Origin of the sequence: Carnimonas nigrificans ATCC BAA-78 (assembly GCF_000526695.1) — a bacterium.
Lineage (GTDB): Bacteria > Pseudomonadota > Gammaproteobacteria > Pseudomonadales > Halomonadaceae > Carnimonas > Carnimonas nigrificans.
The window spans coordinates 338,798-363,426 of the sequence record NZ_JAGO01000010.1; the positions used below are offsets into that span (position 1 = coordinate 338,798).

Sequence of the window (24,629 nt, forward strand, 5' to 3'; positions counted from 1 at the left end):
AAAACCACCGGCGTTAAGAGACCCGATCATCTATCATATCCGCCCAGTCTTGCAGCATTGATACACGCTGCTCTCTATATTCTGCCTTGTTATAAACAGCCCTAACACCTTTTTGTTCATGAGCTAAGCATTTTTCAATCCAGTCAGTATTATAGCCTGCTTCGTGCAACAGGGTACTAACCGCCCGTCTCAGATCATGCGGCCCAAACTTGGCTAGAGACTGCCCATCTTTCTGCGCAGCCTTGTAAGTCAGCTTCAGCACTTGATTGATAGTGGCAGCACTCATCGGCGCATCAGAGTCGTACCGTGAAGACAGCATATAATCTGAGCCACCAGCGAAGGTTTTCAGGGCAATAAAGATATCCAGTGCCTGTTGTGAGAGAAACACCTGGTGAGTGTTATATCGTTGCATCCGCTCTCGCGGCCCAAATCTGGTCATATCCGCTGACCATACCAACATATACAGATGTTCGACCTTCTGAGCTCTCCAATTACCCAACAACATCCCTCACATCTTCTTCACGAACTCTGATTTCAAACTCATTGCTCCGAATTTGTCGATCTTGCAATCAATATCATGATCTCCATCGACCAGGCGGATATTCTTGACCTTGGTTCCCATCTTCACAACACCACTCGATCCCTTGAGCTTCAGGTCTTTAATGACAGTGACACTATCGCCATCGCTCAGTACGTTTCCAGCGGCATCGCGGTGAACACGTTCTTCCGACTCAGCCTCAGTCGTGGTCTGAGCCGACCACTCGTGACCGCATTCAGGGCAGATGTAGAGTCCGCCACCATCTTCATAAGTAAGGGTGGACTGACATTGGGAACAGGGAGGAAGAGTGCTCATATCAACAAATCCTTGAAACGTGCTCCGGCATATCCGAAAGCTGTGCCAATACCATGATTACATCGCTCATCTGTTCATAGTATCGGCGTTTTATTTGAACAGCATGCTCTCTGCATACCATAAAAAATACCATTGACGACGTGTATAAAATCATCAATGGCATTTATTTTAACAATTAAAATCAACTAGTTATAAAAAGCAATCACTCCCACTCAATCGTGGCGGGGGGCTTGCTGCTCACATCATAGGCGACCCTGGAAATACCGGCGATCTCGTTGATAATGCGGTTGGAGACCTTTTCCAGCAGTTCATAAGGCAGGTGCGCCCAGCGGGCGGTCATGAAGTCGATGGTTTCGACAGCGCGAAGGGAGACGACCCATTCGTAGCGGCGGTTGTCACCAACAACGCCGACAGATTTTACCGGCAGGAAGACAACAAAGGCCTGGGAGGTTTTTTCGTACCAGCCGGCATTGCGCAGCTCTTCAATGAAGATGGCGTCGGCTTCGCGGAGGATGTCGGCGTACTCTTTTTTCACTTCACCAAGAATACGTACGCCGAGGCCGGGGCCGGGGAAGGGATGGCGGTAAACCATGGCTTCAGGCAGGCCGAGTTCGACGCCGATCTTGCGCACTTCATCCTTGAACAGTTCGCGCAGTGGCTCGACCAGCGCCATTTTCATGGTCTCGGGCAGGCCGCCTACGTTGTGGTGCGATTTAATCACCTGGGCCTTGCCGGTTTTGGTCGCGGCGGATTCGACTACATCGGGGTAGATGGTGCCCTGAGCGAGGAAGCTGACTTCAGTGAGCTTTTCGGCTTCGGCATCGAACACGTCGATGAAGGTGTTGCCGATAATCTTGCGCTTCGCTTCAGGATCGCTGACGCCTGCGAGCTTGGAGAGGAACAGCTCTTCTGCGTCGGCGCGAATTACCTTGACGCCGAGGTGTTCGCCGAACACCTTCATCACGTCGTCGCCTTCGTTCTTGCGCAGCAGACCGTTATCAACGAAGACGCAGGTGAGCTGGTCACCGATGGCCTGATGCAGCAGTGCCGCTACCACGGAGGAATCAACACCACCGGAGAGGCCGAGCAGTACCTTTTTATCACCGACCTGCTCGCGAACGCGGGCGATCTGATCTTCGATAATCCGTGCAGGAGTCCATAGCTGGGCGCATCCGCACACCTCTACCACGAAGCGCTCGATAATCTGCTTGCCGCGAATCGAGTGGGTTACTTCCGGATGGAACTGCACACCGTAGAAGCGCTTCTCTTCCCAGCTCATCGCGGCAATCGGGCAGCTTGGCGTCGATGCGGTCACGGTGAACTGCTCAGGGGCGCGTGCCACCTTGTCGCCGTGACTCATCCACACGTCCAGCAGCGGCTTGCCGCCCTCGCCTTCGCTATCCTTCAGCCCCTTCAGAAGACGGTCGTCGGCATCCACCTGAATCTGCGCGTAGCCAAACTCACGCTTGTTGGAGCCTTGCGTTTCGCCGCCCAGCTGATGCGCCATGGTTTGCAGGCCATAGCAGATGCCAAACAGCGGAATGCCCATCTCGAACACGCATTCGGGAGCACGCGGTGAACCAAGCTCTGCTACGGATTCAGGGCCACCGGAGAGGATGATGCCCTTTGGCGCGAAGTCGCGAATCTCGGCTTCGCTCATGTCGAAGGGATGAATTTCGCAGAAGACGCCGATTTCGCGCACGCGGCGCGCGATCAGCTGAGTGTACTGAGAGCCGAAGTCCAGAATCAGGAGCTTATCGGAATGAATATCGGTCATAGAGGCTATTCCGGCGGTTAAAGCTAAAAAAGGCTGCGCTAGCGCGACGGCAGCCAGTATAAAAGAAGCAAGCGCTCCCGCCTAAACGGGAACGCCTGAACGGTCATGGCAACGCTGGATTACGCGCCGCGGTAGTTGGGGGCTTCCTTGGTAATCTGCACGTCGTGTACGTGCGATTCAGCGAAGCCGGCAGCGCTGATCTTGACGAACTGCGGCTTGGTGCGCATGTCATCAATGGAGTGGCTGCCCGTGTAGCCCATGGAAGCACGCAGACCGCCCATCAGCTGATGCACGATGGCGCTCATGGCACCTTTATAAGGCACGCGCCCTTCGATACCTTCCGGCACCAGCTTCTCGACACCTTCGCTCTTGTCCTGGAAGTAACGATCGGAAGAGCCCTGGGTCTGGGACATGGCGCCCATCGAGCCCATGCCGCGGTAAGCCTTGTAGGTACGGCCCTGATAAAGCTCGACCTCACCGGGCGCTTCTTCAGTTCCGGCCAGCAGGCCGCCGACCATCACGCAGGAAGCACCGGCGACAATCGCTTTGGAGATATCACCGGAGAAGCGAATGCCGCCATCGGCGATCAGCGGTACACCGGTGCCTTCCAGCGCTTCTGCTACGTCGGCAACAGCCGTAATCTGCGGTACGCCCACACCTGCCACGATACGTGTGGTGCAGATCGAGCCGGGGCCGATGCCTACTTTCACGCCATCTGCGCCAGCTTCAACCAGCGCCTTGGCAGCCGCCGCCGTGGCGATGTTTCCACCAATCACCTGCACATGGGGGAAGCTCTTCTTCACCCAGCTAATGCGATCCAGCACGCCTTGCGAGTGGCCGTGCGCGGTATCCACCACCAGCACGTCAACGCCTGCTTCCGCCAGCGCCTTGACGCGATCTTCGGTGTCAGCGCCGGTGCCTACGGCGGCGCCCACCAGCAAGCGGCCATCTTCATCCTTGGCGGCGTTGGGCCAGGTGCGCGCTTTCTCGATATCACGCACGGTGACCAGGCCGATCAGGTGATCGCCATCGACCACCAGCATTTTTTCGATGCGGTTCTCTTGCAGCTGCGCCTTGATCTCACTGATCGAGGTGTTGTTCGGCACGGTCACCAGACGCTCACGGGGCGTCATGATCGCCGCGACATCATCGCCAGTTTCAGGCAAAAAGCGCATGTCACGGCCGGTTACGATGCCTACCAGCTTACCGTTATCAATCACGGGGAAACCGGAGTAGCCGTACTCTTCCGCCATCGGCAGCAGCTCATTGAGCTTCAGCGTCGGGCTAACGGTGACCGGGTCCTTGACGATCACGCTCTCGTGCTTTTTCACCTTGCGCACTTCCGCCGCCTGCTTCTCGACGCTCATGCTCTTGTGAATGATGCCAAGCCCCCCTTCCTGCGCCATGGCGATCGCGAGGCGCGCCTCGGTTACCGTATCCATGGCAGAAGAGAGCAGCGGAATATTCAGTGAAATAGCACGCGTTACCCTGGTTTTCAGACTGACGTTCTTCGGCAGTACATTGGAGTAGCCGGGTACCAGTAATACGTCGTCAAACGTAAGCGCTTCCTGAGCTATACGTAGCATGATATGTATCCTTGAGCTGTAAAGACATTGAAAGAGGCTGATAAAAATGGGTAGAGCAGCGTTGCCAGTGCGTTAGTGAGGGCAGCAACATCGCCCTCGCGGCCATAAGGGCAGCCGCTGATAAAATTCGGTGAGAAAGGCGTGCCATGCGGTTTTATGAGGCCCATATACACGAAGCCGGTCAGCTTTCGACGCGCAAAAGTGCGCAGGGAAAGTGACCGGCTCAGGGCAGGCTCGGCGCGTACCGCCAGGTGGCGGCACACACCGATCGAAGCGCCTGAAACAGCCCCGCAGCCCCCTCTCCCGAGCCTTGCCGGGCAGTGAGGGGCGTATGGTGCGGGCCAAATAGAGCATGGACGTCTTCGATGTAAAAGTTAATCGCGAATTCTAATGGATCGAAGGCTATTCTGTCCAGCGCGAACCCACGGGCTGAATGCCAACACCGGACAACTCCCCTTCCCGCCCCTGAAATGCGGTGGGTACTTCTTCAATACGCCTGCTACACGCTCAACCGGCTAACTGGCTCGCCTTGCGAAAACGGCTGATCAGAAGCGCGGCCAGTAATGTCTGCTGAATATCGCGACGCTGAACAAGATAATAAGGCACCTGGGGCAGTGTCTCTGCAATCGGAATCTGCACCAGGCCATACTCCACCTCAGGGCAGTCGATGGGCAGAATGGTCAGAAAATCGCTCTGCCTCACCAGGCCCGCCGTCGAAGAGATACTCTCGCACACCACATCAATGGAGAGGCGCATCGGGTCGGCGCCGGCACTTTTGAGCAATGCCTGAAAGTAGCCATTGTGGGAAGTGGGCACCGTCCAGTCACACTGAAGCAGCTCCGCGACGGAAGTAGCCTGCGCCATGGGATGATCCCGGCGGGCGAAAATGGCATAGGTTTTCTCGAACACCTTTTCAAAGACAAGGTCCTGATTGAAGGTGTCGGGGGAGTGAGTATTGATCGTGAAATCGAGCCTTCCCTGACGTAGCTCTCCCACGAGAAACCCTAACGAGCCTTCCAGCACCTTGACCCGCGCATGGGGATACTGCCAGTAAAAATGGTGAATAATCGGCGGCATCAGCGTATTGGCAACGCTGGGAGAAAGCCCAATGTTAATGCAGCCCGATAACTCCCCCTGCTGCTGCTGAATATCTTCCTGGGCAACCCGCAGCTCTTCGAGAATCAGGCTGGCGTGCTGATAAAAACCCTTCCCGATTTCGGTCAGCATCACGCCTTCCCTGCGGCGCACAAAAAGCTGTATCGCCAGGCCCGTTTCAAGCTCTTTAATGGTTTTGGTCAGCCCCGGCTGTGAACGCTCAAGCGTACGACCAGCGCCACGAATGCTGCCCTGGCGCGCTACTTCTACAAAGGCTTGTAGATGATGAAACTTGATCTGAAATGTCATGCTTCTTCCGATAACCTGAAATTATCACCCTTAAGAAAATAACATCTATCGAGCGCCAGTGCTCCGTGTCAGATTGGAGGAAGCGGCCCACGCCAACATGAACGGGCCTTCTGTTTTCCATCCACGGTCAATGTCGTTATGCCCCACTTACACCAGAATGCACGCCAGTTGCTCCCCCAGATGACTGAATGGCGGCGTGATTTTCATCACTATGCCGAATCGGGCTGGGTGGAGTTTCGCACCGCAACTCACGTAGCAGCCGAGCTGGATCGGCTGGGGTTCGAGCTGGCGCTGGGGCGAGAGGTGGTTGATGCAGATACGCGCATGGGCCTGCCTGACCAGGCCACTCTGGATAAGGAGCTGGCTCGCGCCCGTACACAAGGCGCTCTGGAGGCGTGGCTGCCCTTCTTTGCCGATGGCTTCACCGGCATTGTGGCAACGCTGGATACTGGCCGTGCGGGACCCGTTATCGCGTTTCGCGTCGATATGGATGCGCTCGATCTTGATGAACGCAGTGACGAGCTGCACCGCCCCGGCAAGGAGGGCTTCGCCTCCTGTAACCCCGGCATGATGCACGCCTGTGGTCATGATGGGCATACCGCCATCGGGCTAGGCTTGGCACGGCTTTTAATTGCCTATCAGGATCAGCTACACGGCGTGATCAAGCTTATCTTTCAGCCAGCAGAAGAAGGAACTCGTGGTGCCCGTGCCATGGTGGCCGCCGGTGCGCTGGAAAGTGTTGATTACTTTACCGCCATTCACATAGGCACCGGCATTCCTGCAGGAACGGTCATCTGCGGAGATGACAAGTTCATGGCCACCACCAAGCTTGATGTGCGCTTTCACGGGGTGGCAGCACATGCAGGCGGTCAGCCGGAAGCGGGTCGCAACGCCTTGCTGGCAGCAGCGCAGGCCGCACTGGGGCTGGCCGCCATCGCGCCCCACAGCGGTGGTGCCTCCCGCGTCAATACCGGCGTAATGAGGGCGGGCAGTGGCCGCAATGTGGTGCCCGCCGACGCCCTTCTCAAGATTGAAACCCGCGGTCAAACCGACGCCATCAACCAATATGTAGTGCAGCGTGCTCAGGAGGTCATCACAGGCGCCGCAACCATGCACGGCGTGACGTGTGAGCAGAAGATCATGGGTGCAGCAACTTCCAGCCATCCTTCTCCTGCATGGGTGGACTATCTGCGTGAGGTCGCTTCCCGCGTTACGGGGGTAGAGCATGCGCAGCCCCACTGTGAGCGCGGTGCCGGGTCAGAGGACGCTACGCTGATGATGGAGCGCGTTCAGCAGCAAGGTGGTCTGGCATCCTACATGGTGTTTGGGACCGAACTCAGCGCAGGCCATCACAATGAAGGGTTCGACTTCAATGAAGAGGTTATGCAAACCGCGGTCGAAACACTGGCACGCATAGTGCTGGAATTTCCCTGGCAGGAGCCGATCCGATGACTCGTTACAACGATTTTGCCAATGCGGTGATTGAAGGCAAGCAGCAGCACTTCATAGAGATGGCCGATGCCATCTGGGATCACCCCGAAACCCGCTTCGAGGAGCAGTGGTCCGCCGACCACCTTGCCAGCGCACTAGAGAAAGAAGGCTTCACCCTTGAGCGTAACGCTGGCGGCATTCCTCACGCCTTTATCGCGAGCTATGGTCAAGGCAGCCCCGTTATTGCGCTATTGGGCGAGTATGACGCTCTGGCAGGTCTGAGCCAGCACGCCCATTGCGCTGAACCTTCCGCTATTACGGAAGGCGGTAACGGCCATGGGTGTGGGCATAACCTGTTGGGAACAGCGGCGCTGGCTGGCGCTATCGCGGCCAAGCAATGGCTTGAGCAGAAAGGCGGCAGCGGCACCATTCGCTTCTATGGCTGCCCGGGGGAAGAGGGCGGCTCCGGTAAAACATTCATGGTGCGCGAGGGGCTGTTCGACAATGTGGATGCCGCGCTGACGTGGCACCCGGAAACCTTCGCGGGCATGTTGAATAACCGCACGCTGGCCAATATGCAGGTGGCCTGGCGCTTTACTGGCACTCCTTCTCATGCCGCCGCCTCTCCTCACCTGGGTCGCAGTGCTCTAGATGCCGCCACACTCATGACCGTGGGCAGTAATTTCCTCAACGAGCATCTGATCGACCAGGCGCGCGTCCACTATGCCATTACCGATAGCGGTGGCGTCTCGCCCAATGTGGTGCAGCCGCATGCTGAAGTGCTCTATTTGATACGTGCCCCCGACATGGCCGAAGTCGAGCGGATATTCGAGCGTGTCGATAAGATTGCCCAGGGCGCGGCTTTGATGACGGAAACCTCGGTCAGCTATCGCTTCGACAAGGCCTGCACCAACTACCTGCCCAATCGCTCACTCGAACGAGCCATGTATGAAGTGTTGCAGCACTTTGGCACTCCACAGTGGAGCAGCGCTGAACAGGAGTTTGCTGCTTCCATTCGCGCCACCCTGAGTGACAGCGATATCGACACCAGCCTGCAAACCATCGCCAATACCGGTGGTGACGCTGGTGCCGACTTTATCCGCCGTCATCGCAGCACCGTATTGGCGGATGAAGTCGCGCCCTATGCAGAGAGCGACACCCTATGGGCTGCCTCTACCGATGTCGGCGATGTTAGTTGGAAAATGCCGGTGGCTCAGTGCCATACCCCCTGCTTTGCCATGGGCACCGCCTTGCATAGCTGGCAACTGGTGAGCCAAGGGCGCACCTCGATTGCCCATAAGGGCATGCTGCTTGCAGCGAAGGTGCTAGGGGCTTCTGCCATTCGCCTATTGGAAGACAAAGCGTTGCTTCAGCAAGCGCGTGCAGAATGGCAGCAGCAGCTAGACGAAAAGCCATATCGCTGCCCCATTCCTGAAGGAATAACGCCCTCCCCGCTGAAGTAGCGGCAGGGTCAAAACACCACAATTACAACAAGCGCACTATTGTTCAGGAGCTGCACCCATGAAGACTTCTTCTGCACCGCCCAGCGGAAGCGCTCTCTTTTCTCGCGTGGAAAAGATCGGCAACAAGGTACCCCATCCATTTTTACTGTTTATCTATTTGATCGGCGTTCTGATGGTGGTAACCGCCATTCTGGGCAGCCTGGATATTCAGGCGATCAATCCGGTCAATAATGAAGCAGTAACGGTCAATAACCTGCTCAGTGCCGATGGCATTCACTGGCTGCTGCCCAATATTGTCAAGAATTTCAGTGGCTTTACGCCGCTGGGGGCCATTCTTGCGCTGGTTCTGGGGGCCGGGTTTGCTGAGCGAGTGGGGCTATTGCCAGCGCTGATGGTGAAAATGGCCTCCCATGTTGGGGCAACCTACGCCAGCTACATGGTGCTCTTCATCGCCTTCTTCAGCCACATCTCTTCCGATGCGGCCCTGGTTATCATGCCGCCCATGGGTGCCTTGATCTTTCTGGCAGTCGGCAGGCACCCCGTAGCGGGGCTAATGGCCGCCATTGCAGGCGTGGCATGCGGTTTTACCGCTAACCTGTTGATTGTCACCACCGACGTACTGCTGTCAGGCCTTAGCACCGAAGCCACCAAGGCCATCGACCCAAGCCTTGAGGTCAGCGTACTCGATAACTGGTACTTCATGGCGGTGTCGGTCATCGTACTGACCATTGTGGGTGGGCTTATTACTGACCGCCTGGTGGAGCCGCGACTGGGGCCTTGGCAGAAGGAAAACGACGAAAAACTGCATCAGCTCACGCCTCTGGAGCGACGCGGGCTGCGTGTTACGGGGCTGGTCGCTCTAGTGTTTATCGGTCTTCTTGCCCTGTTGGTGGTGCCGGAAAACGGTCTGCTGCGTGATCCGGTGAATCACACTATTCTGCCTTCTCCCTTTATCAAGGGTATTGTGCCGCTGATCATCCTGTTTTTGATCATCGTCTCGCTTGCCTATGGCATAACCACCGGCAAGATTCGCCGCCAGGGCGATATTCCACCGCTATTGATTGAACCCATGAAAGAGATGGCCGGGTTTATCGTGATGGTGTTTCCACTCTCCCAGTTTGTCGCGATGTTCAACTGGAGCAATCTCGGCACCTTTATGGCGATAGGGCTGACTGATCTGCTGGAGACGATCGGCATGAATGGGGTGCCCGCCTTCCTTGGCCTGACACTGCTCTCCGCCCTGCTGTGCATGTTCATTGCCAGTGGCTCGGCCATCTGGTCGATTCTGGCCCCGGTTTTCGTACCGATGTTCATGCTGCTCGGCTTTCACCCAGCCTTTGCCCAGGTACTGTTCCGCGTAGCCGACTCGTCCGTGCTGCCGCTGGCCCCTGTCTCGCCCTTTGTGCCGCTGTTCCTCGGCTACTTGCAGCGCTACTTCCCTAAAGCACGCCTCGGTACCTACTACTCACTGGTGCTGCCCTATCCCATCGCCTTCCTGTCAATCTGGCTGATATTACTGGTGATCTGGTACCTGGCAGGCTTGCCCATAGGCCCCGGCGTTTATGCCACGCTAGCGCAAACCGCCTCGCCATAAGCTTCAGCCGTAGAGCCTCGACACACGGCCCCGCATCAGCCACACCGATACAAACGCCAACCACTACAAACCCATCAAGGAAGGCGCGGAATCATCCGAGGGCAGCGCATTTTTGCACTCGGATGGTCTGACGCGCCTGACGAAAGCGGGGGTGAAGGGGGCTGCCAAAGTCCCCTTCAACATCAAGCAATAACGTATGTAAAGATGTCAGCAGTGAAGTGCTGCGCAAGCTCTCGATTAATCACCTCGATAAACACACCAACACCTGCAACCTCCATCAAGGAAGGCGCGGAATCATCCGAGGGCAACGCATTTTTGCACTCGGATAGTCTGACGCGCCTGACGCCAGCGGGGGGAAGGGGGCCTGCAAGGTCCCCTTCAATATCAACCAATAACGACTGCAAAGACGCCAGCAGTGAAAGCCTCGGCTCCCTACCTCCCAAAAATTGAAATACCCCCAGCCTAGCGCCCTCCTCCCTCATCAATGTCATACTAGCCACCATATACATCACCATCCGAGCTGCCATGTCCTCCTCATTCCTCAACCGCTTTCTTGATACGTCTGAGCCATCACCGGATAACGACGATGAGGCGCTGACGGTGACTGCGCTGAACAAGCAGGCGCGGCAGCTATTGGAAGGCAATTTCAACAGTGTTTGGGTGCAGGGCGAGATTTCGTCACTGTCGCAGCCGCGCTCGGGGCATGCCTACTTCACCTTGAAGGATGACGATGCTCAGGTGCGCTGTGCGCTGTTTCGTCAGCGGGCACTGGGGGTAAGAGCGCCGTTGCGCGAGGGGCAACTGGTGCAGGTACGCGCGCAGGTATCGCTTTTTGAAGCACGCGGTGACTATCAGCTTATCGTTGAAGCCGTGCGTGAAGCGGGAAAAGGGGCGCTACTAGCAGCGCTGGAGGCACTGCGCGTCAAGTTGGGTGAGGAAGGTATTTTCGCCAATGGTCGCGCGCTGCCCTACCCGCCCGAACGGTTGGCGGTGATTACGTCACCAACGGGCGCGGCACTTCAGGATGTCATCAGCGTGCTTACGGCGCGCTGGCCGTGGGTGAAGGTCATTCTTGTGCCGGTTCAGGTACAGGGCGATTACGCAGCCGAGCAGATCGCTTCAGCAGTGCGACGAGTGAATACGGAAACCCAGGCCGACGCCATTCTACTGACCCGTGGCGGGGGCAGTTTCGAGGACCTGTGGTGCTTTAACGACGAGCGCGTGGCCCGCGCCATTCATGGATCGCATATACCAGTGATGTCGGCGGTCGGCCACGAAACGGATACGACGCTGGCCGATTACGCCGCAGACGTGCGCGCCCCTACCCCCTCTGCGGCAGCCGAACGTCTGGTGCCCGATCAGCGTGAGCTGCGTCGCCAGCTGGCACAGCTCGCGCGCAGGCTGCTGGCGGCCAAGGATAGTTACCTGAACCGGCAGCACCAGCGCCTTGACTACATACGCGCACGCCTGCGCCATCCGGGGGAGCACTTGCGTCATCAGCGCCTCTGGCTGACGACGTTAGAGAACCGCTTGCACAGCGCCAAACAGCGCCGCCAGCTCGACGCCGAACGCCATCTGCAACAGCTCTCCCAGCGCTTGCTCAATGTCCAGCGCAGCCGATTGAATACGCAGCTTCAACATTTGAATGCACTGGAGGCTCGGCTACGTTCACCGCTGGAACAGTTGCGGCGCTACCGCGCACTACTGGCATCCCTTGAGCAGCGTCTGATACGCGCCCAGCAGCGTCGTCTTCATCAGTATCAGCAGGAAATACGGACTGCGCACGAACGGCTACAGCGCCAGTCGCCACAGCGTCGCTTGATCGAGTACCAGCAGCAGCTTGAGCTGCTTGAGACACGTTTACAGCGTATCGGACCGCGCCTCTCCCAACAGGGCAACACGCAAATGGGAAGACTGGAAACACGCCTCTACGCCGCCATCAAACACCACCAGCAGCGCTCTGCCGAGCGTCTTGGCATTCTGGGTAAACGGCTGGATATCGCCAGCCCTCTCGCCACATTAAGACGTGGTTATACGGTGCTGGAGAAGAGCGATCACAGCGTGGTGCGCAGTGCCGCTGATGTGCAGGAAGGAGAGAGGCTCAGCGCCCGACTTGGTGAAGGACGGCTGAGCCTCGAAGTGAAGTCAAAAACACTCAAGCAGTGATCAGCGCTGGCCGCGTTCTCTGTCCCACTGGGACTCTATCGCTGCCAGCTCATTGATCTTGCGTTTAAGATCCGTATTTTCACGCTCAAGCTGCTCTATTCTGGCTGACTGGCTACTGCTGTCTTTGTGCGCTGCCGATAGCGCGGCGTGGGAGCGGATCAGCTTCATATGCTCGGCACGCTGCTCGGCGTCCACTTGCAGCAGGCTGAAGAACGAACGCAACCGCTGCGGCGAATCAGACACACCGCTTTGATACAGCCGCTGCGCCTGTACAAGCTCCTGCTGATCGCTCGACCAGCCCAGCGCTACCGCCCTGACCAAACGATCCTGAAGCGAACTGCTGGGCGCCTGGCGCTCGATGCGATCACGCCACTTCTGATCGGCCCTTTGCGCAGTCATGGCAAAAGCCATCCAGCTATGAAGGGAGCAATCGCTGTTTTTCAGCAGCGGAAGTCCTTCCGACTCACAACTGCTGCCACTGCTCGAAACCAGCTGACAGCCTGAGAGCGTCAGCAATACGCTGACCACGCAGGCAGTAAGGGGGCCACGGTAATTAAGTGCTGATAACGGCATAAGGTTCTGCTGGAATTTTCCTGATTGAAATAAGTGCTTACTGGCTATCGGTGGCGACCGGCGGTGTGTATTCGCCCTCTTCAGCCTGCGGCAACATCAGGCGGAAGCACACATCCTCCTGCGCATCATCGACCAGCCGCAGGCTACCGCCCTGAATCAAGGCACTTTCCGACGCGACGGAAAGACCAATACCCGACCCCTTCAACGGCCCCTTGCGGCGACTGGAGCCCTGGAAAAACGGCTCAAACAAGCGAGTCTGCTCTTCCGCACGGATAGGGTTACCGGTATTGGCGATTTCTACATAGAGCCACTCAGCGTCGGTCCACACACGTACCCACAAGGTGCCGTGATCCTCGCCGTAGGCGATGACATTGGAGACCAGATTATCAATGATGCGGGTAGTACGAACGCGATCGGCCTGCCAATACACCGGCTGACGCGGCAGTTCGAGCGCTTGCCCCTTACTTTCAAGCGCCAGACGATGTTTTGCAACAATTTCGTGAATTAATGTTACTACATCGAAACGAGATATCGTCAACGTGCGATTACGTTGGGTTTGATTGTAATCCAGTAACTGCTCGATCAGGATTTGCAGCTCGGCGCTGCTGTCATCAATCAGCAGCACAATTTCACGCTGACGCTTGCCCAACGCCCCCACCATGCCATCTGCCAATAGCCCGGTGCCTTCACGAATGGCTGCCAGCGGTGTCTTCAGCTCGTGGGACATATGGCGCAGGAAGGAGCGCTTCTGGGCTTCCAGCTCATCCAGCCGCTTGCCCAGCCAGTTCAAGCCCTGATTAAGCGATACCAGCTCCGCCGGCCCATTGATGACGACCTCCGTATCGCGGGGCGGCTCCTCAAGCGTGCGAATCTGCTGCTCCAGCAAACGGATCGGATGCGTAATGCGCCAGGTGAAGAAGATAATCGCGGCCAGCGTCAGCAGCAGTGTAATGCCCAGCTCGATCCATAGGGTGGCATAGATATCACGCGCTTCGTTGCGCATCGCCTGCAACTGCGTATCGACCAGATCGTTGGTCATTACTTCAATGGTGCGCACGTCATTGCCCAGTTTGAGCAGGTCTGACAGCAGTTGATGCTGCTCCTCGGCGTTGTTTCCGGGAAAACGGCGCAGCCTGACAAGGGTCGCGCGGATATCCGACTCAACCTCAAGCCCATCCAGGCGCTTGGCCTGCTGCTCAAACAGCGCCGAAAAGCGGCGCAACCGCTCACGATAGGAGTTCAGCAGGTTGTCGTTGTTGACGATCACATACTGGCGCGCCACGCGCTCAAGCTCACTGCTCAACATGCCGAGCGACTGCGTGCGGCGAGTATCATCGACACCGGCACGGGCGCTGTATTCCCCCAACTGCGCCAGGCGCGATACATCGTGGGCGGCCTGATAGATCATGACCAGAATCGGCAGCATCGCCAGTGCAAAGCCGAGCAACACCAGATACAGCAAGGACATGCGCCGTGGAGCGCGCCCCTTACGCCGCGAAGAAGTCACCTGTCTGGATAATGCCATGGGAAATCCTTACCAAAACACGCTGGTAAACAAGAGTGAATAGATAGCATCGTGCCGAGAGGCTGGCATTAGCGCCCGTTTCTCGGCACCTGATGTGACGACAGGGAAGTGTTAAAGCACTGGCTTCACCAACCGCCGCTACTGTTTAGGGGGCATCACCCGCCTGCAACAACTTGACCAGAATTTTTGAATTACGCGCGTGGTTGTAGCCATCACCACGCTCTTTGGGCAAGTCGTTCAGGCTTCCGGGGGTGAAGCCGTGCTCAAGAAACCAGTGCGACGTATGAGTGGTCAAGGCAAACAGCGCACGGTAGCCGCGCAAGCGGGCTTCATGCTCGATCTCTTCCAGCAGCAATTCTCCGCGCTCGCCATTACGGTAATCAGGATGAACCACCAGCGATGCCAGTTCGCCCATTTTCGCTGTGTCGAAGCGATGCAGCGCGGCGCAGGCGATGGTCATGCCGTCGCGCACGATCACCCGATAATCCTCGATTTGGCTCTCCAGCCGTTCGCGAGAGCGATGAATCAGCACCCCTTTCTCTTCCAGCGGCTTCATCAGCTCCAGCATACCTCCCACGTCACCGCGCTCTGCCACGCGCAGCTGCTCGTAGCTCTCCTGGGTAATCATGGTGCCGATCCCATCGCGGGTGAACAGCTCGCCCAGCAGCGCATTGCTATCGTGCCAGCTCAGCAGGTGCGCACGGCCCACCCCTCCTCGCGCAGCAGCACAGGCGGCATCCAGGTGGCGCGCCAGCTCCGGATTCGCCGCACGGTCAAACGCTACGCGCTGCGCCTCATGCGGCCCCAACTGGCGCAACAGCTCGCCGTTGCCATCACTCAGGCCCTTGGCGTCTCCCAGCAGCACCAGCTTGTCAGCCTTGAGCGCCACCGCCACGCTGCGCGCAATGTCAGTCGCTTCCAGATCGAAGACTTCACCGGTACTGGAGTGGCCCAGCGGTGGGATCAGCACCAGCATGCCAGCGTCGAGCAGCTGCTGGACCGCCTCTGAGCGCACGCTGCGCACTTCACCGGTCTGGAGATAATCAACGCCATGGCGCACTCCCAGCGGGCGTGCCATCACCAGATTGCCGCTTACCGCGTGAATATCCAGCCCGTGCATGGGGGAGTTGGGCAGCCCTACCGAGAAACGCGACTCCAGCGCCAGGCGAGCGCGATTGGCTTCACTCTCGATCACCTTCATCGCCTGGCCTGATATCACCCTGCGTTGCTCGATCAACGGCGCTTCAATGGAGGCGCTCCTGAGCGCGCACTCGATCTGCTCACGCACGCCAAACACCACCACTACCCGCACACCCAGCGTGTGCAGCAGCGCGAAGTCCTGAACCAGCGTATCGAGATGATCGCCCTCGAAGACGCCTCCTTCGATCAATACCACCAAAGTGCGGTGACGATGCCTGTCAATGTAGGGAGCACTGCCGCGAAACCACTCGGCAAAACGAAACCCTGATGTCATGGTTAGCCTCTGAAGCTGACGCTCTTTTTCATGAATGACGCACGTTGAATCACGCGGGTAAAAGCGGAAGCAAGCAGCACTGCTCGTAGGCGAAATGCCCCACAACGCCGTCATGCTTGCTACCCTGTACAATACCGCACACAGCGCGTGAGGTCGCGCTTCCCGCCGGGGCTGCCACGCTCGGCACAGCCGCCAAAAGAGCGTGCCGCCGGATGCCTTGATGGTCATCCAGCGCGTTTCAACGCGCTGGGGAAGGCGACGTTAACGGTATCGGTAAAAATTTTCAGCCTGCGGAGCTAGCCAAGTATCATTGGCTATAGGCCACGCCAGCTTCGCCGCTATCAAGACACACTATTTCAACTACATTTCCACCACAGGGATTCATCGCTATGGCAAGCAACGACAACCGCGAAATCGAGCTGAAACTTGCGCTAGGGCCAGAAGGCCGTACCCAGCTGATGGCAAGCGAACTGCTCAGCCAGCTCACGCCAGCCCGCATGTCGCTGGGCAACCGCTACTTCGATACACCTGACGGCCAACTGCAACAGCATCGGCTGGCGCTGCGCCTGCGCAAGGGAGAAGGCGAGCGCTTGATCCAGACATTGAAAAGCGTCGGCACCAGCACAGGCGGCCTGAGCCAGCGCGGTGAATGGCAGTGGGAGTGCGATACCGATCAGCTCGATCTGGAGGTGCTGAAAGCCCTTGCCCAGCAGCATTCGGAATTGGCGCCCCTCGCCGATGACGCCTTGCTTGAGCAGTTACAGCCGCTCTTCTCTACCGACTTCGAACGCGTCGCTTACACCATTCCCTGGCAGGATGCCGTGATCGAACTTGCGATTGACCACGGCAGCATCGTGGCGGGCGATCAGACGCGCGCTATCAACGAAGTTGAGCTGGAGCTGAAACAGGGCAGCCCAGAAGCGCTGTGGGCGCTAGCCGATGTTGTGGTCAAGGAAGCGCCGATGCGCCCTTCCGATAGCAGCAAGGCGAGTCGGGCAGGTGCCCTGCTCTCCCCTCAACCGCTTGGCGACGAGCTACCGGAAGAGCCGGAGGCACTCTTGGGTGCCGCCATCGCCGCGCTGGACTACGCCGAAGATGAACGCGGCAGCCACCACGGCATCGAAATAGCGCTATTGGCGCTGCAAAAGCTCGATATTCACTATCCTGAACTGGGTGGCGAAAAACTGATCGAGGCGTTGAGCCAGCCCGACTGGCAGCAGCATACCCAGGTAGGTATCGAAATGCTTGCTTTGGTGAATCGGCTAGGTGCTGACCACCAGGACTGACAGCACCAGCCAATCAAGCCGCTTCCCGCGCTGTTACTCAAACGGCGCGGTATCGCCCCGTCCTTCCCTGAGAATCTGCGGTGGCAGCTCGCGCAGATCCACGACCGTGGTAGGTTCCAGCGAACAGGCACCGCCATCAATAATAATGTCGAGCTGGTGACCGAAGCGATCACGAATGTCTTCGGCGTCTGTCATCGGATACTCATCATCAGGGGCGATCAGCGTTACACTCATCAGCGGCATCCCCAGCGTATCCACAATAGCGCGCGCAATCGGGTTATCAGGCACACGCACACCGATGGAGCGACGCTTGGGATGCAACAGCAGGCGCGGCACTTCGCTGGTTGCCGCCAGAATGAAGGTATAAGGCCCGGGCGTATGCGCCTTCAGCAGTCTAAATACCGCGTTATCTACCTTGGCGTAGGTACTGATTTCGGAGAGATCGGCACACACCAGCGTGAAATTGTGCTTGTCATCCAACTGGCGCAGCCGCTTGATACCTTCCACCGCTTTCTTCTCGCCCAGCGAACAGCCCAGCGCATACCCAGAGTCAGTGGGATAGGCGATCACACCACCCTTGCGCACCCGCTCAACGACCTGGTCGATCAACCGCTGCTGCGGTGTTTCCGGATGAATTTCTAGAAAATCGCTCATCGTGTTCTCCTATAACAGCGCCGCCCTGCGAAAAGATTCCAGACGGATCACTTCAGGCAATCTTGAGCAGACAGCCCAAGCCCCCCTTCATTATTATGTGCCAGCAAGCGTCTGCCACAAGCAGCATCTCCATGGAGAACGCCCGCCTACGCGCAGCGTTCCGCCCATCAACGATTATCAGCCCCCACTATAACGCTTAAACCAGCCACACAGACGCGGATGCTGCCAAATGGGGGGAACGCCAGTGCCCGGTGGCTCGCTGAAGCGGCCCGGCGCAAAAGGGCCACGCGTCATATGGAAATCACTGCCCAGCGACGCGTAAAGGCCACGCTCATCAAGCTGACGGGCGAGATCGCGGCCGCGATCGCTGTTCTGAAAGCCACTGACCAGTTCGGCCCCTTCACCACCAGCCGCCGCGAACGCATCCATCAACAGCCCACGCTTGCGGCGCGTCAGCCCATAGCGCAGTGGATGTGCCAGCACGGCTACCCCACCGCTGCCGGTGATCCACTCCACCACTTGCTCCAGCGTCGGCCACAGCGCCTTGATGTCACCGGTTTTGCCAGCGCCAAGGTAACGTTTAAACGCCTCGGCACGATCGCTGACAATTCCTGCATCGACCAGCGCCTCGGCAAAATGCGGCCGCCCCACTGCGGCTCGCCCTTGCGCTTTTTCACGCGCCCGCTGGTAGGCGTTGGCAAGCCCTTTCTTCTCCAGCTTATGGGCGATGCGTTCGGCGCGCTCTTCACGCGCACGCTCAAGGGTGTGAAGTGCTTCTGCCATGGGCGAGGATGGCACCAGCGCCTGCTGCTCGCCATCAGGGAGAAGTGCCACGACATGAATGCCGACGCCCGACCACTGGGTGGATAGCTCGGCACCGGCAAGCAGCGCCATGCCGTGCTGTTCGGCAGTCTGACGCGCCTCAGCCACTCCCGCGAGGGTATCGTGGTCGGTAAGCGCCATCCAACGCACACCGTTGGCGTGGCACTTGGTCACCAGCTCTGTCGGTGTCAATGCGCCATCAGAAGCAGTGGAGTGCATGTGAAGATCAATTCCCGCCACCTCCGGCCCCATGCGCTCGGGCAATCTTGCAGCAGCGGAGGGAAGCGGTGGAGCGTTGGGGTCGGCCATTGGCATCATCAATTGATAGATCGTGGGTAGCTCAGCAACAAACTCTCTGGGAATCTCGGCCCTGGGCACAAGCGCGCCGTCAGCGCTCGGCAAGGCCCGAAAGGATCGTGCTGAAACAGGCATCTTACGGCGCATTCTAACGTTGCCTTAACGCTACCGATAGCGCTTTTACGACAGCAAGGCTCTTCACTCGCTGACCGAGCAGGTATAGTAGGAGCCTTGTTTACGGGGAAGCGCTCTTCCTGAAGCCTGTTCAACATTGCTGCGCGTCGGCTCTACTGCATTAAAACAGGCTCTTGGCGACACTGAGTACAAGGTGTCGGCTTGCCCGCTGCCCACTGCAACCATCAAGAGTTCATTCATGAAACTGCTGCTCGATTTTCTGCCGATCGTTGTCTTCTTTATTGTGTACAAGATGACCGGCAGCCTGATTATCGCCACTGCGGTGCTGATCCCTGTCACCATTCTGCAAGTGCTGTTCACCTGGTGGCGCTACCGCACCGTTGAAAAAATGCAGCTGGTAACGCTGGGGCTGGTGATCGTGCTGGGTGGCCTGACGGTGCTGCTCCACGACGGGGATTTCATCAAATGGAAGCCGACCATCGTCAACTGGCTATTTGCCGCTGCCTTTTTGCTATCACCACTGGTGGGGCGCGGCGAGAATAAAGGCAAGCCCGTTGTGCAGCGCATGATGGAAAAGAACGTCACCCTGTCGGGGCGTGTCTGGATGCGCCTTAACCTCGCCTGGGTATTCTTCTTTATTGTGCTGGGTGCCGCCAATATCGCGGTATTTACGCTTTACAGCGAGAACGTTTGGGTTAACTTCAAGCTGTTCGGCATGCTCGGTCTGACGGTCGTCTTTATTCTGGTGCAGGGCGTTTATATTGCCCGTCACGCCGAGCAAAACACCCCTTCCGACCGCTGAAGGCATGGCATTTGCCGGTTCAACGCGCTCGCCATCATCATCATCAACAGGAGCTATTTAATGCTGTACGCCATTGTCAGTCAGGATCACCCCAATACGCTGGATAAACGCATGGCCGCTCGCCCCGATCATTTGGCGCGACTGGAACAGCTCAAGGCGGAAGGACGCCTGATCGTTGCCGGCCCCAATCCTGCCATTGACAGCGAAGCGCCCGGCGAAGCCGGCTTTACCGGCAGTACCGTGATCGCGCAGTTCGATTCCCTCGACGCTGCCAAAGCGTGGGCAGCGGAAGATCCCTACAACGCCGCCGGCGTTTACGCATCGACCAGCGTGAAGCCGTTCCTCAAGGTCTTCCCGTAAGTATCGCTACGCCCGCGCAGCCTACCCCTTGAGTCGTGGGTGCGCTACGCTGGCGTAACATGAGGTGTGGGCGTGGTGTCGTGCACAGCGACCTGCCACGCCCTGATCTATTTTGTGAAGACGGAGAGCTTTAATGTCAGCCAGTCATGTTGCCAACGCTTCTTATGCTGTCTATGTCGCCAACGCCAAGGACGCATCCATTACGCTGCTGCACCTCGACAGCGATGCCGAAACACTCACCACGGTCGACAGCTATTCAAGCGATGCCAAACCCGGCCCCATCGTCTTTTCCGCCGATGGCAGCACGCTCTATAGCGCGACCCGTGGGGATGAGTCGATCAGCAGCTATCGCATTGATCCGCACAACGGTGAATTAACCTCCGTGGCCCGTACCCGGATAGGCGCGGGTCTGGTCTATCTGACGCTAACGCCCAATCAGCGCTTCGCGGTAGGCACGTCCTACTCCGACCATAAGCTGGTGGTGGTGCGTACCGCCGATCTTGACCAGCCGTCGGCGACTCCTGTTGCTGAAGTCGAGGGGATCAACCGCGCGCACTCGGTTGTGGTCAGCCCCGATGGCAACTTCCTGTATGTCGCATCGCTGGGCGACGACAAACTGCACGGATTCCGCATCAGCGATGAAGGCAGCCTTGAGGCACTGCCACCTGTGACGGTCGCCGAAGGCTTCGGCCCGCGCCACCAGGTAATCAGCAGCGACGGTCGCACTCTCTATGTGGTGAGTGAATTCCTGGCACAGGTTGCGCGGTTTGCCATCGACCCCGCCAGCGGCACGCTGTCACTAGAGAAGATTTCGCCGCGTTTCGATGCGCTGGAAGGTCTCAAACCGGGCTTTGCCGACGCCGCCGACTCCGAGCAAGGCACGGCGGGGCTGATCTGGGCTGCTGACCTGCATCTTGCCGAGTCGCAGGGCTATCTGTTCGTCTCTGACCGCACCTCAAGCCAACTGATTGGGGTTGATCTTGATCTCAATGAAGTATCGGCAGCGCCGACCGAAACCCAGCCGCGCGCTTTCGATATCAGTGGTGATGGACGCTTTGCAGTGGGCTGTGGAGAGCAATCCACCGAAGCGGCGCTTTATCGCGTAGAGGCCAGCAATGGCGCGCTGACACCTCTCGCCAAAGCGGCTGTGGGCCAGGGCCCTGATTGGGTTGCCATTCTGCCGCTGGGCCGCTAACGCTACTGCCAATGGTTGGCCGCTTTATCCTTCAGCGCCGCGCTTGCCGCGGCGTTGTGGGCAAAGCAGCAGCTATCACCGCCACTGCCGGTACATCGCTCCTCCTCAATACTGGCAAACATCCTTCCCCACCGCGGCTAATCTGCTTCGACGAACGTCAATCCCGCCACCGAACATGCGCGTCAGCATGAAGCACTTCTCGTCACTTCTCTCCACTCCTCGGCGGCGCTCGCTCTACTGCTGGGATGCGCCATTATTGCAGCGCATCGCTCCCTGACAGCGATAGCCAAGGCTCGAAGTAGCGACCTGCATCACCTTCCTCGTGGTTATGCACAGGCGAAGGCTTCTGACAGCATTTCGCACGTTATTCACACCCTAACGGTGCAAGCTCAAGAGGACTCTCTGGCGCGAAAAGGCGTAGTGAAGCGCTATTGCCGGCTATCCACACCAGCTGTGGACAACTATGTGCAAGAGCGTTGCAAGAATCTCCAAACGCCCCTTATCATCGGGGCTGGCGCCAGTTGTACACTTTTCAGGCACTCACAATAACGCACCTTTTCAATAGGTTATATAATGCTCATGGACATGAATGATGTAACAACAGACGCTCTTCGCACTCATTTTCGATGAGTCTATTATCACTTCTCCTCCAGTACAGCTCAGGCTATCGCGCCTCCACCACTGTTCACACTATCTGTGAATAACCTTGTGAACGTTAGCCGGAATAACCTTCAGCAGCGCTGTCAGCATGGGGCCGCGCGGAATATGTCTAATTTTTGACCGCACCACCCTCTTTATCCACACCGCCTGGCGGTGGCTGCACCACTGCTCAGCATGTTCTTCTTTATAACAATGCTTAACCGCTCGCCGCCGATCCCTCATACTGGCACCATCCAGGCTAGGGGGAAGCGAGACTTCATTCAGCGTTAACGCGCCTTGCCAACGCCTCACTACACCAGTGCCCAGCGCCCCATTCGATGACCAAGCCCTACAGACCTATGCCACACACAACACCTTCCCTTGCTCCTCTAAGCGCACTGACCACCGCCAAACTTGAGTGGAATGGCGATGAACCGCAGGCGGTCGATTTTGACGACGTCTATTTCTCGCGTGAGGATGGTCGTCGCGAAACGGAGCACGTATTTATTCAGCACAACCACCTGCCGCAGCGCTTTGCCCAATGGCATGAGCAGCGCCCCTTTATCATTGCTGAAACCGGGTTTGGCTCAGGGCTCAATGCCCTCTGTGCCTGGCAGGCCTTTGCTCAACATGCACCGCCGCAGGCACGTCTGCACATGGTGTCGGTGGAACGCTACCCAATGACGCAAACGCAACTTGAGCGTGCGCTTAGGGGCTGGCCGGAATTCAGTGCGCTGGCCCAAGTGCTGGTGGAGCAGTGGCCGCAGCCAGTGGCTGGCGTGCACCGCTTAACACTGACACCGCGCTTCACGCTGGATCTCTATTTCGGGGAAGCCAGCGAGCGGCTGGGCCAGTTGGATGGCGAGGTGGATGCATGGTTTCTGGATGGCTTTGCACCAGCGAAAAACCCCGATATGTGGCAATCGTCACTCTTCGACGCGATGGCGCGGGTAAGCCACGCTGGCACCACCTTTGCTACCTTTACCGCAGCCGGTGTGGTCAAGCGTGGTTTGGCAGCAGCGGGCTTTCATTGGGAGAAGGTGGCAGGCTTTGGGCACAAGCGCGACATGCTGCGCGGCTACCTCGCCACCCCTGCTGCCGACCAGCGGCGTGCAGCAACACCGTGGTTCGCAGGCCCGCGAGGCGCACCTCGTCAGAGCGATCATATCGCGGTAGTCGGCGCCGGCATCGCCGGTTGTGCTACCGCAGCCGCACTGGCCGCTCGTGGGCATCGGGTCACCCTGCTTGATCCTGCTGGCATTGCCCAGGGCGCCTCGGGTAACGATCAGGCGGCGCTTTATATCAAGCTGGCCGTCGCCAGCAATCTGCAAAGCCGCTTTTATCTTGCCGCGCTGCTTTATTTGCGCCGTCTGCTGACATGTATCGCCCCCGCAGCAAGCTGGTGGGAAGGGTGTGGCACGCTGGATGTCGCCCTCGATCAGCGTCAGGCCGATCGCCAGCAGCGCTTTCTTGCCAATCACGCGCTGCCCGACACCATTGTGCGCGGCGTCACTGCCGCTGAAGCGAGCACGCTTGCAGGCAGCGATCTTTCCTACAGCCACGGCGCACTCTTCTATCCAATGGGAGGTTGGCTAGCGCCGCGCGACTTCTGCCAGCGCCTGATTGAGCATCCTAACATTGAGCACCAGGCGCTGGGCGTGGATGCCTTGCAGCGTGGCGCTACCGGCTGGCAGCTCAACTTGTCCGATGGTACCCGAATGACCGTCGATCAGGTCGTGGTATGCGCGGCCTGGGCCAGCCAGCAGCTTGCACCGTTTGAGCAACTACCGCTGATGCCGATACGGGGCCAGGTGAGTTGCGTTGATATCAGTGCAGCGTCTATCACCCCATTAAGCTGTACGGTGTGTGCCAATGGCTATGCACCACCGCCCTATCGCGGTCAGCAACTGTTTGGTGCCACCTTCACGCCGCACTCGCTGGATACCGCCCCCAGCCAGGCAGATGCCGATTATAACCTTGCCGAACTCACCACGGCGCTACCCCAGTTGGCGGCTGAATTAACGGCTGAAGCTCTTGATAGCCATCAGCACGCCCGTGTCGGAATTCGCACCGCCACGCCAGACAAATCGCCCTTTGCAGGCGCGATGCCTGATATAAAGCAGTGGCAGTCGCTTTATGCCGAGTTGCAAAAGGACGCCAAACGTATCAACCCTGATCCAGGGCCGCGGCTTGCGGGGCTATGGGTCAACGTGGGGCATGGGTCGCGGGGCATGGTCAGTGCGCCGCTGTGCGCTGAGCTGATTGCCGCACAGATCAGTGGTGAACCGGCCCCCATGGAACTGGCACTGGTCGATCATCTTGACCCCGGCAGGCGAATCATCCGGGAGCTGATTACGACAGAAAGAAGGCGCGCCCGCGGCACGGAAGAGAAGTAGGCAGGCAAAAAAATGGGCCCTCAAAGAGGGCCCCAATACGCACATACACCTTGAAACACGTTAAAAGACTCTCTCGAAGCCTCAAAAGTGTGGTTCCTTGCAGCGCGCTGCAAGAAAGTGTCGCTACTGTAATAAGTTAGCAGCATAATTAAAATCACTCTAACGGAATATCAGTGTTGCCGCTAAAGCACCAATAT

The 24,629-nt window shown here is 58.0% G+C and carries 20 protein-coding genes; 9 read left to right on the plus strand and 11 right to left on the minus strand.

The window, feature by feature from the left end:
* Nucleotides 1–13: 13 nt before the first annotated feature.
* The 5 genes from L881_RS0102740 to L881_RS0102760 form a co-directional block, all read right to left on the minus strand.
* Nucleotides 14–412, minus strand: a complete 399-nt coding sequence (locus L881_RS0102740; RefSeq protein WP_425393533.1) for a tyrosine-type recombinase/integrase — start codon at nt 410–412, stop codon at nt 14–16.
* A gap of 96 nt (nt 413–508) precedes the next feature.
* On the minus strand, nt 509–853 hold the full coding sequence (locus L881_RS0102745; RefSeq protein ID WP_025732194.1) for a zinc ribbon domain-containing protein YjdM: 345 nt from the start codon (nt 851–853) through the stop codon (nt 509–511).
* A 202-nt stretch (nt 854–1,055) separates the two neighbouring features.
* Nucleotides 1,056–2,630: a glutamine-hydrolyzing GMP synthase gene (gene guaA / locus L881_RS0102750; protein ID WP_025732195.1), complete on the minus strand. Its 1,575-nt coding sequence runs from the start codon at nt 2,628–2,630 to the stop codon at nt 1,056–1,058.
* Nucleotides 2,631–2,749: 119 nt separating this feature from the next.
* The gene (guaB, locus tag L881_RS0102755; protein WP_025732196.1) at nt 2,750–4,216 is read right to left on the minus strand and encodes an IMP dehydrogenase; all 1,467 of its coding nucleotides are present in this window, start codon (nt 4,214–4,216) and stop codon (nt 2,750–2,752) included.
* 507 nt (nt 4,217–4,723) lie between these two features.
* Nucleotides 4,724–5,620, minus strand: coding sequence for a LysR family transcriptional regulator (locus L881_RS0102760; RefSeq protein WP_025732197.1), 897 nt, complete (start codon nt 5,618–5,620; stop codon nt 4,724–4,726).
* Between the two features lie 138 nt (nt 5,621–5,758).
* Between L881_RS0102760 and L881_RS0102765 the strand changes: the two genes are divergently transcribed.
* From L881_RS0102765 to abgT, 3 genes are read left to right on the plus strand one after another with little or no spacing between them, the layout of a single operon-like run.
* Entirely contained in the window at nt 5,759–7,072 is a 1,314-nt protein-coding gene (locus L881_RS0102765) for a M20 family metallo-hydrolase (RefSeq protein ID WP_025732198.1), read from the plus strand.
* Nucleotides 7,069–8,514 carry a M20 family metallopeptidase gene (locus L881_RS0102770; protein WP_025732199.1) on the plus strand — a complete coding sequence of 482 codons (1,446 nt, stop codon included), beginning with the start codon at nt 7,069–7,071 and terminating at the stop codon, nt 8,512–8,514. Before L881_RS0102765 ends, L881_RS0102770 begins: the two co-directional genes overlap by 4 nt.
* A gap of 58 nt (nt 8,515–8,572) precedes the next feature.
* Nucleotides 8,573–10,108: a p-aminobenzoyl-glutamate transporter gene (abgT, locus tag L881_RS0102775; protein WP_025732200.1), complete on the plus strand. Its 1,536-nt coding sequence runs from the start codon at nt 8,573–8,575 to the stop codon at nt 10,106–10,108.
* Between the two features lie 182 nt (nt 10,109–10,290).
* Here abgT and L881_RS0102780 read toward each other — a convergent pair whose 3' ends face one another.
* The gene (locus L881_RS0102780; RefSeq protein ID WP_051464771.1) at nt 10,291–10,635 is read right to left on the minus strand and encodes a hypothetical protein; all 345 of its coding nucleotides are present in this window, start codon (nt 10,633–10,635) and stop codon (nt 10,291–10,293) included.
* Between L881_RS0102780 and xseA the strand changes: the two genes are divergently transcribed.
* Nucleotides 10,634–12,274, plus strand: coding sequence for an exodeoxyribonuclease VII large subunit (gene xseA, locus L881_RS0102790; RefSeq protein ID WP_025732202.1), 1,641 nt, complete (start codon nt 10,634–10,636; stop codon nt 12,272–12,274). The genes L881_RS0102780 and xseA overlap by 2 nt on opposite strands.
* Here the strand turns inward: xseA and L881_RS0102795 are convergent, their stop codons facing one another.
* The 3 genes from L881_RS0102795 to argA form a co-directional block, all read right to left on the minus strand.
* Nucleotides 12,275–12,847 (minus strand): hypothetical protein, encoded by a 573-nt coding sequence (locus tag L881_RS0102795; RefSeq protein WP_025732203.1) that lies wholly within the window; start codon nt 12,845–12,847, stop codon nt 12,275–12,277.
* Between the two features lie 37 nt (nt 12,848–12,884).
* Nucleotides 12,885–14,372 (minus strand): sensor histidine kinase, encoded by a 1,488-nt coding sequence (locus L881_RS0102800; protein ID WP_051464772.1) that lies wholly within the window; start codon nt 14,370–14,372, stop codon nt 12,885–12,887.
* 145 nt (nt 14,373–14,517) lie between these two features.
* Nucleotides 14,518–15,846, minus strand: coding sequence for an amino-acid N-acetyltransferase (gene argA, locus L881_RS0102805; RefSeq protein WP_025732205.1), 1,329 nt, complete (start codon nt 15,844–15,846; stop codon nt 14,518–14,520).
* A 389-nt stretch (nt 15,847–16,235) separates the two neighbouring features.
* Here argA and L881_RS12720 point away from each other — a divergent pair, with 389 nt between their 5' ends.
* Nucleotides 16,236–17,132, plus strand: a complete 897-nt coding sequence (locus L881_RS12720; protein WP_025732206.1) for a CYTH domain-containing protein — start codon at nt 16,236–16,238, stop codon at nt 17,130–17,132.
* Between the two features lie 33 nt (nt 17,133–17,165).
* Here L881_RS12720 and L881_RS0102815 read toward each other — a convergent pair whose 3' ends face one another.
* The gene (locus L881_RS0102815) at nt 17,166–17,786 is read right to left on the minus strand and encodes an L-threonylcarbamoyladenylate synthase (protein WP_025732207.1); all 621 of its coding nucleotides are present in this window, start codon (nt 17,784–17,786) and stop codon (nt 17,166–17,168) included.
* Between the two features lie 177 nt (nt 17,787–17,963).
* Nucleotides 17,964–18,860 carry a PHP domain-containing protein gene (locus L881_RS0102820; RefSeq protein ID WP_025732208.1) on the minus strand — a complete coding sequence of 299 codons (897 nt, stop codon included), beginning with the start codon at nt 18,858–18,860 and terminating at the stop codon, nt 17,964–17,966.
* 418 nt (nt 18,861–19,278) lie between these two features.
* Between L881_RS0102820 and L881_RS0102825 the strand changes: the two genes are divergently transcribed.
* The 4 genes from L881_RS0102825 to mnmC all read left to right on the plus strand — a co-directional run bounded on the left by L881_RS0102825 (nt 19,279) and on the right by mnmC (nt 24,432).
* On the plus strand, nt 19,279–19,842 hold the full coding sequence (locus L881_RS0102825) for a septation protein A (RefSeq protein ID WP_025732209.1): 564 nt from the start codon (nt 19,279–19,281) through the stop codon (nt 19,840–19,842).
* A 60-nt stretch (nt 19,843–19,902) separates the two neighbouring features.
* On the plus strand, nt 19,903–20,202 hold the full coding sequence (locus L881_RS0102830; RefSeq protein ID WP_025732210.1) for a YciI family protein: 300 nt from the start codon (nt 19,903–19,905) through the stop codon (nt 20,200–20,202).
* A gap of 133 nt (nt 20,203–20,335) precedes the next feature.
* Nucleotides 20,336–21,397: a lactonase family protein gene (locus L881_RS0102835; RefSeq protein ID WP_025732211.1), complete on the plus strand. Its 1,062-nt coding sequence runs from the start codon at nt 20,336–20,338 to the stop codon at nt 21,395–21,397.
* A gap of 998 nt (nt 21,398–22,395) precedes the next feature.
* Complete coding sequence (gene mnmC, locus L881_RS0102845) at nt 22,396–24,432, plus strand: bifunctional tRNA (5-methylaminomethyl-2-thiouridine)(34)-methyltransferase MnmC2/FAD-dependent 5-carboxymethylaminomethyl-2-thiouridine(34) oxidoreductase MnmC1 (RefSeq protein WP_025732212.1); 2,037 nt, start codon at nt 22,396–22,398, stop codon at nt 24,430–24,432.
* Nucleotides 24,433–24,629: the final 197 nt, after the last annotated feature.

Bases quoted from the DNA above. Each gene is read 5' to 3' on its own strand.
- L881_RS0102740 (WP_425393533.1), bottom strand. From the start codon at position 412: ATGCAACGATATAACACTCACCAGGTGTTTCTCTCACAACAGGCACTG.
- L881_RS0102745 (WP_025732194.1), bottom strand. From the start codon at position 853: ATGAGCACTCTTCCTCCCTGTTCCCAATGTCAGTCCACCCTTACTTAT.
- guaA (WP_025732195.1), bottom strand. From the start codon at position 2,630: ATGACCGATATTCATTCCGATAAGCTCCTGATTCTGGACTTCGGCTCT.
- guaB (WP_025732196.1), bottom strand. From the start codon at position 4,216: ATGCTACGTATAGCTCAGGAAGCGCTTACGTTTGACGACGTATTACTG.
- L881_RS0102760 (WP_025732197.1), bottom strand. From the start codon at position 5,620: ATGACATTTCAGATCAAGTTTCATCATCTACAAGCCTTTGTAGAAGTA.
- L881_RS0102765 (WP_025732198.1), top strand. From the start codon at position 5,759: ATGCCCCACTTACACCAGAATGCACGCCAGTTGCTCCCCCAGATGACT.
- L881_RS0102770 (WP_025732199.1), top strand. From the start codon at position 7,069: ATGACTCGTTACAACGATTTTGCCAATGCGGTGATTGAAGGCAAGCAG.
- abgT (WP_025732200.1), top strand. From the start codon at position 8,573: ATGAAGACTTCTTCTGCACCGCCCAGCGGAAGCGCTCTCTTTTCTCGC.
- xseA (WP_025732202.1), top strand. From the start codon at position 10,634: ATGTCCTCCTCATTCCTCAACCGCTTTCTTGATACGTCTGAGCCATCA.
- L881_RS0102780 (WP_051464771.1), bottom strand. From the start codon at position 10,635: ATGGCAGCTCGGATGGTGATGTATATGGTGGCTAGTATGACATTGATG.
- L881_RS0102795 (WP_025732203.1), bottom strand. From the start codon at position 12,847: ATGCCGTTATCAGCACTTAATTACCGTGGCCCCCTTACTGCCTGCGTG.
- L881_RS0102800 (WP_051464772.1), bottom strand. From the start codon at position 14,372: ATGGCATTATCCAGACAGGTGACTTCTTCGCGGCGTAAGGGGCGCGCT.
- argA (WP_025732205.1), bottom strand. From the start codon at position 15,846: ATGACATCAGGGTTTCGTTTTGCCGAGTGGTTTCGCGGCAGTGCTCCC.
- L881_RS12720 (WP_025732206.1), top strand. From the start codon at position 16,236: ATGGCAAGCAACGACAACCGCGAAATCGAGCTGAAACTTGCGCTAGGG.
- L881_RS0102815 (WP_025732207.1), bottom strand. From the start codon at position 17,786: ATGAGCGATTTTCTAGAAATTCATCCGGAAACACCGCAGCAGCGGTTG.
- L881_RS0102820 (WP_025732208.1), bottom strand. From the start codon at position 18,860: ATGGGGCCGGAGGTGGCGGGAATTGATCTTCACATGCACTCCACTGCT.
- L881_RS0102825 (WP_025732209.1), top strand. From the start codon at position 19,279: ATGAAACTGCTGCTCGATTTTCTGCCGATCGTTGTCTTCTTTATTGTG.
- L881_RS0102830 (WP_025732210.1), top strand. From the start codon at position 19,903: ATGCTGTACGCCATTGTCAGTCAGGATCACCCCAATACGCTGGATAAA.
- L881_RS0102835 (WP_025732211.1), top strand. From the start codon at position 20,336: ATGTCAGCCAGTCATGTTGCCAACGCTTCTTATGCTGTCTATGTCGCC.
- mnmC (WP_025732212.1), top strand. From the start codon at position 22,396: ATGCCACACACAACACCTTCCCTTGCTCCTCTAAGCGCACTGACCACC.